This window comes from Thioclava sp. NG1 (assembly GCF_003122275.1).
Taxonomy (GTDB): domain Bacteria; phylum Pseudomonadota; class Alphaproteobacteria; order Rhodobacterales; family Rhodobacteraceae; genus Thioclava; species Thioclava nitratireducens.
In genome coordinates, this window is the sequence record NZ_QFBB01000001.1 from 398,688 (window position 1) to 412,828 (window position 14,141).

Annotated in this window: 17 protein-coding genes; 6 read left to right on the forward strand and 11 right to left on the reverse strand. The window is 63.7% G+C overall.

The annotated features are described in order from the left end of the window. Window positions 1–73 precede the first annotated feature (73 nt). From DEM26_RS20170 to pyk, 6 genes are all read right to left on the reverse strand, one after another. A complete protein-coding gene (locus DEM26_RS20170; RefSeq protein WP_146194420.1) occupies window positions 74–703 on the reverse strand; it encodes a hypothetical protein in 630 nt (209 codons plus the stop codon). Beyond that, window positions 700–1,773 (reverse strand): phenylalanine--tRNA ligase subunit alpha, encoded by a 1,074-nt coding sequence (pheS, locus tag DEM26_RS01880; protein WP_109171583.1) that lies wholly within the window; start codon window positions 1,771–1,773, stop codon window positions 700–702. Before pheS ends, DEM26_RS20170 begins: the two co-directional genes overlap by 4 nt. Window positions 1,774–2,178: 405 nt before the next feature. Further along, window positions 2,179–2,544, reverse strand: coding sequence for a 50S ribosomal protein L20 (rplT, locus tag DEM26_RS01885; protein WP_075773984.1), 366 nt, complete (start codon window positions 2,542–2,544; stop codon window positions 2,179–2,181). A gap of 18 nt (window positions 2,545–2,562) precedes the next feature. Then, on the reverse strand, window positions 2,563–2,763 hold the full coding sequence (rpmI, locus tag DEM26_RS01890; protein WP_075773983.1) for a 50S ribosomal protein L35: 201 nt from the start codon (window positions 2,761–2,763) through the stop codon (window positions 2,563–2,565). A gap of 143 nt (window positions 2,764–2,906) precedes the next feature. After that, window positions 2,907–3,149: a hypothetical protein gene (locus DEM26_RS01895; RefSeq protein ID WP_233242991.1), complete on the reverse strand. Its 243-nt coding sequence runs from the start codon at window positions 3,147–3,149 to the stop codon at window positions 2,907–2,909. 36 nt (window positions 3,150–3,185) lie between these two features. Then, on the reverse strand, window positions 3,186–4,631 hold the full coding sequence (pyk, locus tag DEM26_RS01900; RefSeq protein ID WP_075773982.1) for a pyruvate kinase: 1,446 nt from the start codon (window positions 4,629–4,631) through the stop codon (window positions 3,186–3,188). 136 nt (window positions 4,632–4,767) lie between these two features. Between pyk and DEM26_RS01905 the strand changes: the two genes are divergently transcribed. The 4 genes from DEM26_RS01905 (at window position 4,768) to DEM26_RS01920 (ending at window position 6,808) form a co-directional block, all read left to right on the forward strand. Beyond that, window positions 4,768–5,514 carry an N-formylglutamate amidohydrolase gene (locus DEM26_RS01905; protein WP_088722313.1) on the forward strand — a complete coding sequence of 249 codons (747 nt, stop codon included), beginning with the start codon at window positions 4,768–4,770 and terminating at the stop codon, window positions 5,512–5,514. Window positions 5,515–5,575: 61 nt separating this feature from the next. After that, window positions 5,576–5,854, forward strand: coding sequence for a hypothetical protein (locus DEM26_RS01910; RefSeq protein WP_146194421.1), 279 nt, complete (start codon window positions 5,576–5,578; stop codon window positions 5,852–5,854). Further along, entirely contained in the window at window positions 5,851–6,102 is a 252-nt protein-coding gene (locus DEM26_RS01915; protein ID WP_109171585.1) for a hypothetical protein, read from the forward strand. Before DEM26_RS01910 ends, DEM26_RS01915 begins: the two co-directional genes overlap by 4 nt. A gap of 214 nt (window positions 6,103–6,316) precedes the next feature. Continuing rightward, on the forward strand, window positions 6,317–6,808 hold the full coding sequence (locus tag DEM26_RS01920; RefSeq protein ID WP_109171586.1) for a hypothetical protein: 492 nt from the start codon (window positions 6,317–6,319) through the stop codon (window positions 6,806–6,808). A gap of 90 nt (window positions 6,809–6,898) precedes the next feature. Here DEM26_RS01920 and DEM26_RS01925 read toward each other — a convergent pair whose 3' ends face one another. The 3 genes from DEM26_RS01925 to dgcN form a co-directional block, all read right to left on the reverse strand. Beyond that, entirely contained in the window at window positions 6,899–7,759 is an 861-nt protein-coding gene (locus DEM26_RS01925) for a D-amino-acid transaminase (protein WP_075773977.1), read from the reverse strand. A gap of 19 nt (window positions 7,760–7,778) precedes the next feature. Beyond that, window positions 7,779–8,741 (reverse strand): N-acetyl-D-Glu racemase DgcA, encoded by a 963-nt coding sequence (gene dgcA, locus DEM26_RS01930; RefSeq protein WP_075773976.1) that lies wholly within the window; start codon window positions 8,739–8,741, stop codon window positions 7,779–7,781. 69 nt (window positions 8,742–8,810) lie between these two features. Then, window positions 8,811–9,812, reverse strand: a complete 1,002-nt coding sequence (gene dgcN, locus DEM26_RS01935; RefSeq protein WP_109171668.1) for an N-acetyltransferase DgcN — start codon at window positions 9,810–9,812, stop codon at window positions 8,811–8,813. 283 nt (window positions 9,813–10,095) lie between these two features. On the opposite strand from dgcN, the gene DEM26_RS01940 reads away from it, so the two are divergent. Then, window positions 10,096–11,052 (forward strand): L-malyl-CoA/beta-methylmalyl-CoA lyase, encoded by a 957-nt coding sequence (locus DEM26_RS01940; protein WP_075773975.1) that lies wholly within the window; start codon window positions 10,096–10,098, stop codon window positions 11,050–11,052. 191 nt (window positions 11,053–11,243) lie between these two features. Here DEM26_RS01940 and DEM26_RS01945 read toward each other — a convergent pair whose 3' ends face one another. Continuing rightward, window positions 11,244–11,711, reverse strand: a complete 468-nt coding sequence (locus DEM26_RS01945) for an AraC family transcriptional regulator (protein WP_158275069.1) — start codon at window positions 11,709–11,711, stop codon at window positions 11,244–11,246. 183 nt (window positions 11,712–11,894) lie between these two features. Between DEM26_RS01945 and DEM26_RS01950 the strand changes: the two genes are divergently transcribed. After that, on the forward strand, window positions 11,895–12,854 hold the full coding sequence (locus DEM26_RS01950) for an acetyl-CoA carboxylase carboxyltransferase subunit alpha (RefSeq protein ID WP_088719547.1): 960 nt from the start codon (window positions 11,895–11,897) through the stop codon (window positions 12,852–12,854). Window positions 12,855–12,893: 39 nt separating this feature from the next. Here the strand turns inward: DEM26_RS01950 and DEM26_RS01955 are convergent, their stop codons facing one another. After that, a complete protein-coding gene (locus DEM26_RS01955; protein ID WP_109171588.1) occupies window positions 12,894–14,114 on the reverse strand; it encodes an MFS transporter in 1,221 nt (406 codons plus the stop codon). Window positions 14,115–14,141 lie beyond the last annotated feature (27 nt).

Below are 14,141 nucleotides of genomic sequence, written 5' to 3' on the forward strand. Positions count from 1 at the left end.
GCTTCCTTTTGGGGTTGGGGAAGCAGAAAGCGAAAATCACTTTAGCACTAGCGAAACTGGATCAGGCCACTTCTCAATTATCGCTTTCAAATGGCGAATGCTCAACTTTCATTTCGCGCCCATGAACCTCACTCGCAAAGGACGTTTCTAGTTTCGTTTGCATGGCGTCGTAGGCCTGTCGCGTTTGTTGCCAGTACTTAGCTGATATTTCGCGCAATTCAGCACCGCCTAAGATGCCAGTTCCAATTTCCTTTTCAGCGAATTTCATGAATCCGCTCAAGAAATCCAGCGTAAAGCGCTGCATTTCCATCGCAGCATCGATCGTCTTCTGCTCTTCAGAAACGAGAAAAACCCTGCTCACTATTACATTTACTTTAAACAGGATATCGCCGGCCCAATTCTCAGCTGCATCCAACTGAGAAGCACCATCTGCTAGACGTGGCCCTCGAGCGAGCGACCCCCGCAGTTCCACAAGCTCTGAGACGGTTTGAAAGTAGAACTCTCTCAGCTCGCGGTGCCGTTCGTTTTTCCGATCCTGAGCCTTCTGCCAAGGATATGCCACAAAACCAATTATGAGAGCTGCGGTTGCACCGATGATACCCGTGGCTGCCGTAGGCAGGCAGATAACGCCTCCGATGCATATGAGCGTTAGGAGACCCGCAACGGGCCAATTAAGGCCTCGGTGCGCATCACGCCATTTCACCGGCTCAACCCACCAGCCACCGTCGGCAGATCCAGCGCGCTGAACCCGTAATGCTTCAGCCAGCGCAGGTCGCTCTCGAAGAACGCCCGCAGATCCGGGATGCCGTATTTCAGCATCGCGAGGCGGTCGATCCCGATGCCGAAGGCGAAGCCCTGCCATTCGTTCGGGTCGATCCCGGCGGATTCGAGCACTTTCGGATGCACCATCCCCGAGCCGAGGATCTCCATCCAGTCGTCGCCCTCACCAATCTTGAGCGAACCGCCCTCCCACGAGCAGCGGATATCGACCTCGGCCGACGGCTCCGTGAAGGGGAAATGCGAGGCGCGGAAGCGAAGCTCGACGCCGTCCACCTCGAAGAAGGCCTTGCAGAACTCTTCCAGCACCCATTTCAGGTTCGCCATCGAGATGTCTTTGCCGATCGCCAGACCTTCGACCTGATGGAACATCGGCGTGTGGGTCTGGTCCATGTCCATACGGTAGACACGGCCCGGCGCGATCACGCGGATCGGCGCGCCCTGCTCCAGCATCGCGCGAATCTGCACCGGCGAGGTATGGGTGCGCAGCACATGCGGCGGGCGGTCGTCATCCTCGTCGCGATGCATGAAGAACGTGTCATGCTCCTGCCGCGCGGGGTGTTCGGGCGCGATGTTGAGCGCGTCGAAATTGTGCCAGTCGTCTTCGATCTGCGGACCTTCGGCGACCGCAAAGCCCATATCGGCGAAGATCGCGGTAACCTCGTCCATCACCTGAGAGACCGGGTGAATCGTGCCCTGCCGCCGCGGACGGCCCGGCAGCGTCACATCCAGCCATTCCTCGCGCAGCCGCGCATCGAGCGCCGCATCCGCCAGCGCCGCCTTCTTCGCGCGCAGCGCCGCGTCGATCTCGTCCTTCAGCACGTTGAGCGCCTTGCCCGTGGTCTGGCGCTCCTCCGGGGTCATCTTGCCCAGCTCACGCATCTTCAGGCTGATCTCGCCCTTCTTGCCCAAGGCGGCCAGACGAATCTCTTCCAGCGCGGCCTCGTCGGTCACATCGGCCACGGCGTTCAGGTATTTATCGCGAAGCTCTTGCATATCATTCCCCGGGAATTTGCCTCGGTGACGGGTTAGCCGCGCCGGCGCGCCTTTGCAACCTCGCGCTTGCAGGCAAAGGGCGGATGGGGGCGCTGCCCCCTCTGGCTTCGCCATTCACCCCCGGGATATTTCCATCAAGAGGAAGGTTAGCGGTTCATTAACTGGAATCGCGTTCACTCGGAGAGGCGGTACAGGCGGGGACGCCGATGACCGCTCAAGGGGAAGCGCCCGGCCTGCCGCCCGATGATGGGTCCGAGCCGGGCGTTTTTCTTCCTCTTGATCCAAATATCCCGGGGGGGCTCCGAAGGAGCGGGGGGCAGAGCCCCTCCCCGACCGGTCATCCACTCGAAACGAAAAAGGCCGCCCCAAACGGAGCGGCCCTTCCCGAATTCTATCGTCAGCCGATTACGCGGCGGCGGCGGCTTTCGCCTGCTCGACGATCGCGCCGAAAGCTTCCGGCTCGTGCACGGCGAGATCAGCGAGAACCTTGCGGTCCACTTCGATCCCGGCCTTGCTCAGGCCGAAGATGAACTTCGAGTAGCTCAGATCGGCATCGACGGCGCGCACGGCGGCGTTGATACGCTGGATCCAGAGCGCGCGGAAATTGCGCTTACGGGCTTTACGGTCGCGGGTCGCGTATTGGTTCGCCTTGTCGACCGCCTGGGTCGCAGTGCGGAAGTTGCGCGAGCGCGAGGAATAGTAACCTTTCGCCTTCTTGAGCACTTTCTTGTGCGCGGCGTGGGTGACCTTACCGGATTTGACGCGTGCCATTGTTCAAGTCTCCCGAATTCAGCGGTTGTAGGGCATGTATTTCTTGACGATCTTCGTATCCGGCTCGCTGAGCACCATGGTGCCCGAGGTTTCGCGGATGAATTTCGTCGAGCGTTTGATCATGCCGTGACGCTTGCCGGCCGGACCGACCTTGACCTTGCCGGTCGCGGTGAACTTGAACCGCTTCTTGGCAGCGGATTTCGTCTTCATCTTGGGCATTTACAGCTCCTTTGCAGGGTGTGGAAGCGCGACTCGGCATGCCACATAGGCCGGCCGCGCGGGTTCAGAGAGGGCCTGTTAGACGCCGCAGGGCGGTTTGGCAAGGGAAAAATCCGGATCGGTCGAAGGCACCGGGGACCGTATTAGCGATTGACCACGCGGGCCAATGTACGCGCCACCGCTTCGGGCACCATCCTGAGCGTGTAGCCACCCGGACGGGCGTAGAAGGCGATCACGATCAGCGCGCCCGCCACCACGATTCCGACGGTGGCCGCCCGCGGGGGGCGGCCATCGGAGAAGGCGGAGATCGCGGCCGGGATCGCGAAGATCGCGATCGCCAGCCCGATCGTCAGCAGGAGATCGGTATCGATCGAAGAAAGATCCATCGCCTGTGCCCTTGTCACCACCCCTTTCGGGAAAGGTTACTCAGGGTCGGTGCGGTAAATCAATCGCTCATCACAGGGCGCGACGCGCAGGATGTTCGTGGTGCCCTGCACGTTGAAGGGCACACCGGCGGTGACCACGATCTGCTGCGTCTCGTCGGCGAAGCCGAAATCGCGCGCGGCACGGGCCGCGTTGACCACGGCCTGCTTGAACCGCTCCAGCTCGCCACACGGCACGGCATGCACGCCCCAAGTCAGCGAGACCCGGCGCAGCGTCGCCTCGATCGGCGACAGCGCGATGATCGGCACACGCGGACGCTCCCGCGCGATCAGCCCGACGGTCTGGCCCGATTGCGTATAGGCGCAGATCGCGGCGATATCCGTGGTTTCCGCGATCTCGCGGGCGGCGGCCACGATCCCGTCCGCGACGGTCTGGCGGGCCGCATGGCGCGACGCTTCGATCACCTCGCGATAGGTCGGGTCCTTCTCGACCGAGATCGCGACGTTGTTCATCGTCTCGACCGCTTCGACCGGGTAGTTGCCTGCAGCGGATTCCGCGCTGAGCATCACCGCATCCGCGCCCTCGTAGATCGCGGTCGCGACGTCAGAGACCTCCGCGCGGGTCGGCATCGGGCTCTCGATCATCGATTCAAGCATCTGCGTCGCCACGATCACCGGCTTCGCCCAGGTGCGACACTTGCGGATCAGCTGCTTCTGGATCGGCGGAACGGCCTGCACCGGAAGCTCCACGCCCAGATCGCCGCGCGCCACCATGATCCCGTCGGAGACCTTTAGGATATCGTCGAAGCAGCGGACCGCCGAAGGCTTCTCGATCTTCGACAGGATCGCCGCACGGCCCTTGGCCAGTTCGCGCGCTTCTTGCACGTCCTCGGGACGCTGCACAAAGCTCAGCGCGAGCCAGTCGACACCCATCTCGCAAGCGAATTCCAGATCCTTGCGATCCTTCTCCGAGAGCGCGGCCAGCGGCAGCACCACGTCGGGGACGTTCACGCCCTTGCGGTCCGAAATCGTGCCGCCCACGGTGACGGTGCAATTGGCGAAATCATCGCCGCATTCGTCGACCACGAGGCGGATCTTGCCGTCATTCACCAGCAGTTCCGAGCCCGGCTCGAGCGCCTGGAAAATCTCGGGGTGCGGCAGGCAGACACGGTGCGTTGCGCCAGGCGTCTCGTCGAGATCGAAGCGGAACTTGTCGCCGTCCTCTAGCTCGGCGCCATGCGCGGCGAAAGTGCCGACGCGCAGTTTCGGGCCCTGCAGATCCGCGAGGATCGCGATCGGGCGGCCGAACTCTGCTTCGAGTTGGCGGATGATGGCGTGGCGGGCGCGATGTTCCTCGTGGCTGCCGTGGCTCATGTTCAGGCGGAACACGTCCGCGCCTGCAACGAACAGAGCTTTGATGCTGTCATAGTCCGACGAAGAAGGGCCCAGCGTAGCCACGATCTTCACGTTGCGAAGGCGTCTCATGCGTCCTCGTTTTCCGTTCAAATTGATGTCATTTCGTGGGCCAAGTAAGCGTATGGCGCAATTTGCCCCGGGCCGCAACTGGCGTGGCGCAATCTTTCCCGTTATCTGAGCCATATCGAGCAAGCGTGAAGAGAAGATGAACGAAAAACAGCCCTATTCGATCACGGGAGAGGCACGCACTGGACGCTGGCTGGTCACGTGCGATCATGCGCGCAACACCGTGCCCGGCTGGGTGGGCGGTGGCGACCTGGGCATCGACGCCGAGGATATGGCGCGACACATAGCCTATGACGTCGGCGCGCTGGGGCTGTCGGAGGCACTGGCGGAGCGGCTCGACTCGCCGATGATTGCCAGCGACTTCTCGCGGCTGGTGATCGACCCGAACCGCGGCGAAGACGACCCCACGCTGGTGATGAAGCTTTATGACGGCACGATCGTCCCCGCGAACCGCCATGCCGACGCGGCGGAGGTCGAGCGACGACTGGACCGGCTCTACCGTCCTTATCATGCGGAATATGCCCGGCTCGCGGCGCGGCGCGAGGATACGGTGATCTGTGCCGTCCACTCCTTCACGCCTCGCCTGCGCGGGCGCCCGCCCCGGCCGTGGGATGTCGGCATCCTGCACGCTCCGGCCGATCCGCGCCTCGCCTATGAGATGATCGCGGCCCTCGAGGCCGAGGGGGATCTCTGCGTGGGCGACAACCAGCCCTATCTTGGGCATCTTGAGGGTGACTCGATCGACCGTCACGCGCTGGCGCATCGCCGCCCGAACGTTTTGATCGAGCTGCGCAACGACCTGATCGCGACGCCGGAGCAGCAGGCGGCGTGGGCGGACCGCCTTGCGCCGATTCTGACCCGCGTCCTGGCGCAGAGCGGACTGTAATCAGCGACAGTGACGACTGCAGGCGCACGTTGTTTCCGCCAGACGCATGCGCAGCCACATTTTGATCACATTCCATCGACGCTTTCGTGAGTGCCAGGGCGACGACACGCTGCGCGGCAACCTCGGCGCTGACTACCTCTTCGATGCGGAAGGGGCTAACGCGCTGTATGGCGGCTATGGCGATGACGAGCTCTATGCCAGCGATCTGGACGGTGTCCCCGACCTGCTCGATGGCGGCGCCAATAACGACTACCTGAACGGCGATGACGGCGACACGATGACCGGGGCACCGGGTCGGATTGGTTCGGGGTCGACTGGCACGAGGGCGATGCGCCGGTGACGGTGACCGATTTCGGACAGACCGACCCGATCCCGGCCGCACCCGGCGAGTATCTCGGCATCGAGGTCGACGACCTCGCGCAGATCTCCGACTTCACCGTCTCGCAAAGCGGCACCGATTCCATCGTCTCGATCAACGGCCAGACGGTCGCGACGCTCAAGGATGTCGAATATGCCGCGCTGAAGGCGGCGGGCGGTGCGATCTACGGCACAGACGGGATCAATTACGGCCAGCCGAGCTACGCCTGACCGCCACTCGAATCGTATCAGAGGCCGCCAACCGCGCGGCCTCTTTCCGTTTTGGTAAAGCGCCCGAAATCCGGCCGTCCCGGGACACGGCACCAATCCGCGCCATGCCGGCCGATGGTTAACGACATCTGAACAATGGAGCGGTTTCGGCGTCACAAAGCTTTTGCGCAAGCGATCAAATATCGCGACGATCAGGGCAAGTTCAGGAGAAACCATGCTCGCCTTGTTCATCGCCACCACCATCGCGTTATGCCTTCTCGGCTGGGCCGAGGGTCTGCCGCGCCAGCGTCAGGTTCGCGTCGCCTCCGACGCTGCAGCGATCGCCGCTGACCCGTCGCATGGCGCCCGGTCGGACCAGACGCCCGAAGCGTCGGACGCCTCGGAAGACCTCGACGCTGCCGTGATGTCGCGCATCGAAACCTTGCTGGCGCATTCGAACCAACAGGCCGGCGCCCACGCAAAAGAAAACCCTGCGCCTGCCGCGGGCCCCGAACCGCTCCCGCGGATCGACGGGTTCGAGCCGGGAGACGCGATCGCCCTCGACTTCACCGGCGCTGCGCCGCGCCACGACGACATCACCTTCCGCACCTGCGCCGAAGGCACGCTGGTCGTGATCGACGGCCGGGCCGAGCTCGTCATCACCGGCGTCGCGCCAGAGCAACTCGCGCCCGACGCCTTCCAATTCCGCGCTCATGCGGCGGCCTGAGAGACACCGCCCGCATGACAGGAAAAGACCCCGGTTGGGCTGGCCGGGGTCTTTTCTTTTTAACTACAGGATGTTGCGCCTCGGCGCGGATCAGATCGCGGCCTTGCGGCTCTCGTCGAGATAGATCTCGCGCAGTCGCACCGCGACCGGACCGACCACGCCCTCGCCCACCGTCTCGCCGTCGATCTCGACCACCGGCATCACGAAGGCCGAAGCCGAGGTGAAGAAGGCTTCGTCCGCCGCCTGCGCTTCCTCGATGGTGAACGGGCGTTCCTCGATCTCCATCTGCGCTTCGGCGGCGTATTTCAGCAGCGAGGCGCGGGTGATCCCGTGCAGGATGTCGTGGCTCAGGTGCCGCGTGATGATCTTGTTGTCCTTGACGATATAGACGTTGTTCGACGAGCCTTCGGTGACGAAGCCATCTTCCACGAACCACGCATCATTCTTGCCCGCCTTCTCGGCCGCCATCTTCGCCATGGAAGGGTAAAGAAGCTGCACCGTCTTGATGTCGCGGCGATGCCAGCGCAGGTCGGGCAGCGAGATCACCTTGATGCCCTCTTTCGCCTTGGGATCGTCGGCGAGGTTCGGCTTCGACTGCGTATACAGCACCACGGTCGGGGGCGTGCCCTCTGGCGGGTAGTGGAAATCGCGATCGCCCGCATTGCCGCGGCTGACCTGGAGGTAGATCATCCCTTCTTCGAGATCGTTACGCTTGACCAGTTCGCGATGGATCTCGATCCATTCGTCGCGGGTCAGATCGCACGTCATTTCCAGCTCCGCCAACGAGCGGGCGAGCCGGTTCATGTGACCTTCGAATTCGAGGATCTTGCCATCCAGAACGGAGGTCACTTCATAGACCGCATCGCCCATGACGAAGCCCCGGTCGAAGACCGAAACCTTGGCCTCTTCCTCGGGCATATACTCTCCGTTGAGATAGACGATCCGGCTCATGTTCTCGCTCCTTGCAAACTCAGCCCCAGAGTTCCGGCTCCGGCGGCTCGACCACGCTGCCCTTGTAACGCAGCGGCACGTCGCGGTCTTCGGCCAGAAGCAGCGGGCCGTCAAGATCGACGTAATCCGCGCCCTGCGCGACCAGCATCGCCGGAGCCATCGCGAGGCTCGACCCGACCATGCAGCCCACCATGACCTTGAACCCCTCGGCGCGGGCCAGCGCCCGCAACCGAAGCGCCTCGGTCAGCCCGCCGGTCTTGTCGAGCTTGATGTTGATGACGTCATACTTACCGCGGAGGTTGAGAAGCCCGTCGCGCGTGTGGCAGCTCTCATCCGCACAGATCGGCACCAGCCGCTCGATTTCCGAGAGCGCCTCGTCCCCCGCCGCGGGCAGAGGTTGCTCCACAAGGGCGACACCCAGCTTTTTCAACTCGCCCTGAATGTCGAGGAAGGTTTCCATCTCCCAGCCCTCGTTCGCGTCGACGATGATCTTCGCCTCCGGGGCGCCCTCGCGTACCGCGCGCAGACGTGGCATATCCTCGGGAGTGCCGAGCTTGATCTTCAACAGCGGACGATGCGCATGTTCGGCCGCCGCCGCGCGCATCTTGTCGGGCGTGTCGAGCGAGAGCGTGTAGGCCGTGACCTGCGGTTCTGGCTTTTCCAGCCCCGCAAGCTCCCAGACCGGCACGCCCTTCTTCTTGGCTTCCCAGTCCCACAGCGCGCAATCCACCGCGTTGCGCGCGGCACCGGCGGGCAGCGCATCCTGCAACTCGGCGCGGCTGATCCCCTCGGGCAGGCTCTCGATCTGCGCCGTCACACTGTCGAGACTTTCGCCGTAGCGCGCATAGGGCACGCATTCGCCGCGCCCGATCTTGCCGTCGCGCTCTATGGTCACGCTCAGTACATGCGCCTCGGTGCGCGAGCCGCGCGCGATAGTGAAGACCTGCGCCAGCTTGAACGTATCATGGCTTACCCGGATCATCCGCGCCCCCTTCGACTTGGTCAAAATATCCCCGCCGGAGGCATCCGACGGGTGTCACAGGCGAGACAATCAGATCGCGGCGAGCGCGTCCACCAGCTTGCCCGCGCCGAAGCGGAACGGGTCGGTCGCGGGCAGGCCCATTTCCTCCTCGACTTTGGCCAGATAGGCCTTGGCCTCGTCTTCCCCCATCTTCTGGGTATTGACCGAGATGCCGACCACCTGACAGGCGGCATTGGCGACCTTCGCCAGCGCGAGCGCCATGTCGCTGAGCTCTTGCAGTGAGGGCAGCTGGTAGCCCGGCAGCCCGCGCATATGGGTGCGCGTCGGCTCGTGGGCGAGGATCAGCGCGTCGGGCTGACCGCCATGGATCAGCGCCATCGTCACGCCCGAATAGGAGATGTGGAACAGGCTCCCCTGCCCTTCGATCAGGTCCCAATGGTCGGGATCGTTGTCAGGTGTCAGGTATTCGACCGAGCCAGCCATGAAATCCGCGATCACCGCATCGAGCGGCACCCCGTCGCCGGTGATCAGGATCCCGGTCTGCCCAGTGGCGCGGAAGCTGGCCTTCATGCCGCGCTCGCGCATTTCGCGCTCCATGCAAAGCGCGGTATACATCTTGCCCGCCGAGCAATCGGTGCCCACGGCGAGGCAGCGTTTGCCGGTGCGCTTCTCGCCGTTCGCGATCGGATATTTCACCGCCGGAATGCGCACGTCATGCAACTGACGCCCGCAGGCATCGGCCACGGCGACCAGATCGGGTTCGTCGCGCAGCAGGTTGTGCAGCCCCGACGCGAGGTCGAGCCCTTCCTCCAGCGCCTCGACGAGCACTTTCTTCCAGGCCTGCGAAATCACGCCGCCGCGGTTAGCAACGCCGATCACCAGCGTCTTGCAACCCTTCGCGACCGCCTCTTTGATATCCAGATCGGGGATGCCCATGTCGGCTTGGCATCCCTCCATCCGGTACTGGCCGATGGCGTATTCAGGCCGCCAGTCCTTGATCCCCTGCGCCACCTTCGCGGCCAATGGATCGTGGGCATCGCCCAGAAACAGCAGATAAGGGGTGTCGATCAGCGACATGCGGGTCTCCCTGTGTTTTGTCTTTGTTTGTCGATGATATTAGGACGCGACGCAAAAATTTCTTGGGGATTTCCGTGCAATATTCACGCAAAAACGGAAGATCCTTCGATAAAAGCGCCATCGCGACGCAATTTCGTGCATCACGCGGATTTCGAGGCGCATCGGATGCTGCAGTGCGGCCTCGATTCTGCGCCTGCAAAATCGCCTTGCATGCGTCCGCGCAACAATATACCCAATCCGCAACAAAAAACGTAACTTCATTGCGAAAGGCCGCTTCATGAGCTTCCGCGTTCAACCTACGCCCCCTGCCCGCCCGAACCGTTGCCAGCTCTTCGGCCCCGGCTCGAACACCAAGCTCTTCCCGAAAATGGCCGCTTCCGCCGCCGATGTGATCAATCTCGACCTCGAGGATTCGGTCGCCCCCGATGACAAGGCGCAGGCGCGGCGCAACATCATTCAGGCCAGCCACGAGATCGACTGGGGCAACAAGTACCTCTCGGTGCGCATCAACGGTCTCGACACCCCCTACTGGTATCGCGACGTGGTCGAATTGCTCGAAGAAGGTTCCGAGCGCATAGACCAGATCATGATCCCGAAAGTCGGCTGTGCGGCGGATGTCTATGCGGTCGACGCGCTGGTCACGGCGATCGAAACCGCGAAGGGCCGCAGCAAGAAAATCTCGCTCGAAGTCATCATCGAAAGCGCCGCCGGTCTCGCGCATGTCGAGGAAATCGCTGCATCTTCTTCGCGTCTGCAGGCGATGAGCCTCGGCGCGGCCGACTTCGCCGCCTCGATGGGAATGCAGACCACCGGCATCGGCGGGACGCAGGAAAACTACTACATGCTGCGCAACGGCGAGAAGCATTGGTCCGACCCGTGGCACTGGGCACAGGCCGCGATTGTCGCCGCCTGCCGCACGCACGGGATTCTGCCCGTCGATGGCCCGTTTGGCGATTTTTCCGACGATGACGGGTTCCGCGCGCAGGCGCTCCGCTCGGCGACTCTGGGCATGGTCGGCAAATGGGCGATCCATCCCAAACAAATTTCCCTTGCAAATGAGGTCTTTACGCCGTCAGATGAGGCGGTCACCGAGGCGCGCGAAATCCTCGCAGCGATGGAAGAAGCCAAGGCACGCGGGGAAGGCGCGACGGTTTACAAAGGCCGTCTCGTTGACATAGCGTCGATCAAACAAGCTGAAGTGATTGTAAGACAAGCTGAAATGATTAAAGATTAAGCCGCGCGCGAACGAATCGCGATATAGTTATCGAATCCCGGAGCGGTTGGGAGGGGAGGCCCGGCCGCATGAGGGAAAAGGAGCGCCCTGGCCCCGTGCCGGGGCGTTTCCGTTTTCTGGAATCGGGCACTCTCGCCGCGTAACCTTTCTTAACAGCCCCGTTCGACCGCCCCGTGACAGACCGCCACCGCTCAGTCCTTGAGCGGCAAACGAATCTCCGTCAGCAGATTTCCGGGCTTCGGCTCGAAGGGATCGTTCAGATAGACCTCGTAGCGATCGAGACCGCGCGGCGCTTCGCCCGACGCGGGATACCACTCCTGCGCCAGCCAGCGATACGCCTCGGGCAACTGGTCATAGGGCCCTGCGATCGTCAGGGTCGCATATCTCCCTGCGGGATAGCGGATTTCCTCGAGAGGCGGGAAGATCACGAACCCCTCGCCCACTATGAAACAGGCATGCGAACGCAGATCCTCCGCCGGGACCGTGCGCGGATTGTCATGCCCGATCATCGCCGGATGCTCGACCTCCGCCCGAGACGGCTCGGGAATCAGCGAAACGAGCCTCTGGAACACTGGCGCCACCGCAGGATAGGGCCCGGTATGCGCCAAACCCGCCAACCGCACCGGCGGCAGCGTCCGTATCTCGACCTCGTAGGCCATCGCACCCTCCATTGAAAGCTAACCGAGCCTCGCCCCGAGCAGTTTAGCGCTCCGCGCGGCCCCGCCTATCTAGCAGGCTCCCGCCACCCGCACATCTGCGATAGGCTGCCCATGCGCCACCCAGTTGCAATTCCCGAGCGTTGAAGACATTAAGGGCCCGAGTTTCCGGATGCGGAGTGATCCATGACCTATCTCGAATTCGAAAAGCCGCTGGCAGAGATCGAAGGCAAAGCCGAAGAGCTGCGCGCGCTGGCCCGGCAAAGCGAAGAGATGGATGTCGACAAGGAAGCGTCGGCCCTCGACAAGAAGGCCGAGACGATGCTGCGCGATCTCTACAAGGATCTGTCGCCCTGGCGGAAATGCCAGGTCGCGCGCCATCCCGACCGGCCGCATTGCAAGGACTATATCGACCAGCTCTTCACCGAATACACGCCGCTCGCAGGCGATCGCAACTTCGCCGACGACCATGCGGTGATGGGCGGCCTTGCGCGTCTCGGCGACAAGCCGGTGATGGTGATCGGCCACGAGAAGGGCAACGACACCGCGAGCCGCATCGAGCGCAACTTCGGCATGGCTCGCCCCGAGGGCTACCGCAAGGCGATCCGCCTGATGGACATGGCCGCCCGCTTCGGACTGCCCGTCGTCGCCCTGATCGACACGCCCGGCGCCTATCCCGGCAAGGGCGCGGAAGAGCGCGGCCAGTCCGAAGCCATCGCCCGCTCGACCGAGAAATGCCTGCAGATCGGGGTTCCGCTGATCTCGGTCATCATCGGCGAGGGCGGCTCGGGCGGCGCCGTGGCCTTCGCCACCGGCGACCGTGTCGCGATGCTGGAACATTCCGTCTATTCGGTGATCTCGCCGGAGGGCTGCGCCTCGATCCTCTGGAAGGATGCCGAGAAGATGCGCGAAGCCGCCGAGGCGCTGCGCCTGACCGCGCAAGATCTCAAGAAGCTCGGCGTGATCGACCGCATCATCTCGGAGCCGATGGGCGGCGCACAGCGCGACCCCAAGGCGACCATCGCTTCGGTCGGCTCTGAAATCTCGCTGATGCTGGCCGAGCTGGAGGGCAAGAAGCCCGCCGATCTCATCAAGGCCCGGCGCAAGAAGTTCCTCGACATGGGCGCGAAGGGGCTTTCGGCCTAAACCGAAACTCCTCCCGATACGCGAAGACCAGCGCCGGCCTCACGCCGGCTCCGCCTGCCTGCGCATCAGCCCCGCCCCGAGCGCGAGCGCGATTATGACCGCGCCATAAATCTCGGTCGTCAGCCGCAGTCCCAGTTCCGGCACCGCCAGCCCTGCGAGCACCGCAGGCACCCCGAAGGCCGAATATGCCAGTGTGAACAGTGCCGCGAACAGGCCGCCACGCTCATCCGGCGCAGCCAGCGGCGCAAGCGAACGTAACACCCCTGCGAAGCAGGTGCCGAACCCGATCCCGGCGAGAATGACGCTCGCGATATAGAGCGGAAAACTCTCCGTCATCAGCGCCGCCAGCGAAAGCAGCGTGCCCAGCACCAACCCGTCCGTGCCCAGAAGCGCAATCCGGCGTGGCGCCAGATTGCGCGTCGCATAGCACGAGGCCGCTCCGGTCGCCGCCAAAAGCGCCACGATCGCGCCCTGCGCCAGCGCCGTGTGCACCTCGAAGACCTGCGCCACGATGGGCGCGCCCAGCGACAGGAACAGCGAGCCGGTCCCCCACCCCGCGACGACGGCAGGCGCGCCCCGCCGGAACGCTGCGCGAATATGCGGCGGGACCGAGACCTGCGGGCGCAGCGAGGCGAGCGTCCCCGCATGGCGCGGCGCGGTCTCCGGCGGCAGCCAGACCAGCAGCGCCAGCACGGCATAGACCAGAGCAAGCCCAAGGAAGGTCACCAAACGCGGCGCGGGCACATAGGCCAGCAATGCCCCACCCGCGAGCGCGCCGAGTGCCAGCCCCGCCAAGGGCGCAACTGCATTCCAGACCGCCGCCAGTCCGGGCCGCGCCGGCGGCTCGTGATCGGTCGAACTCGCGCTCAGCGTCGAGATCAGCAGACCGCTCGCCAATCCTTGCAACACCCGCGCCATTAGCAGCGTCGTGGCCGTATCGGCCCGGAGGAATTCGAGCATCCCGACCGCCAGCAGAACGAACCCCACTGAAAGGACGGGCCGCCGCCCGAGGCGGTCGGAGAGCCGCCCGAAGACCAGTAGGGTCACCAGAAGAGCCCCGGCATAGATCGCGAAGATTCCCGTCATCATCGCCGAGGAAAAGCCGATCTGCGCCTGTAGCACCGGGTAGAAGGGCGACGGCGCACTGGCCCCGGCCAGCATCAGCACGAGCCCTGCAAGGGCCAGAACGAAGCCCGCGCGGCTCCGCGTTGGCGGATTTGGAGAGGTGGGGCGCGGGCCGGGACGGGTCTCATCGGTCATCGCTGTCTCCTGATGCGATAGGTTCGA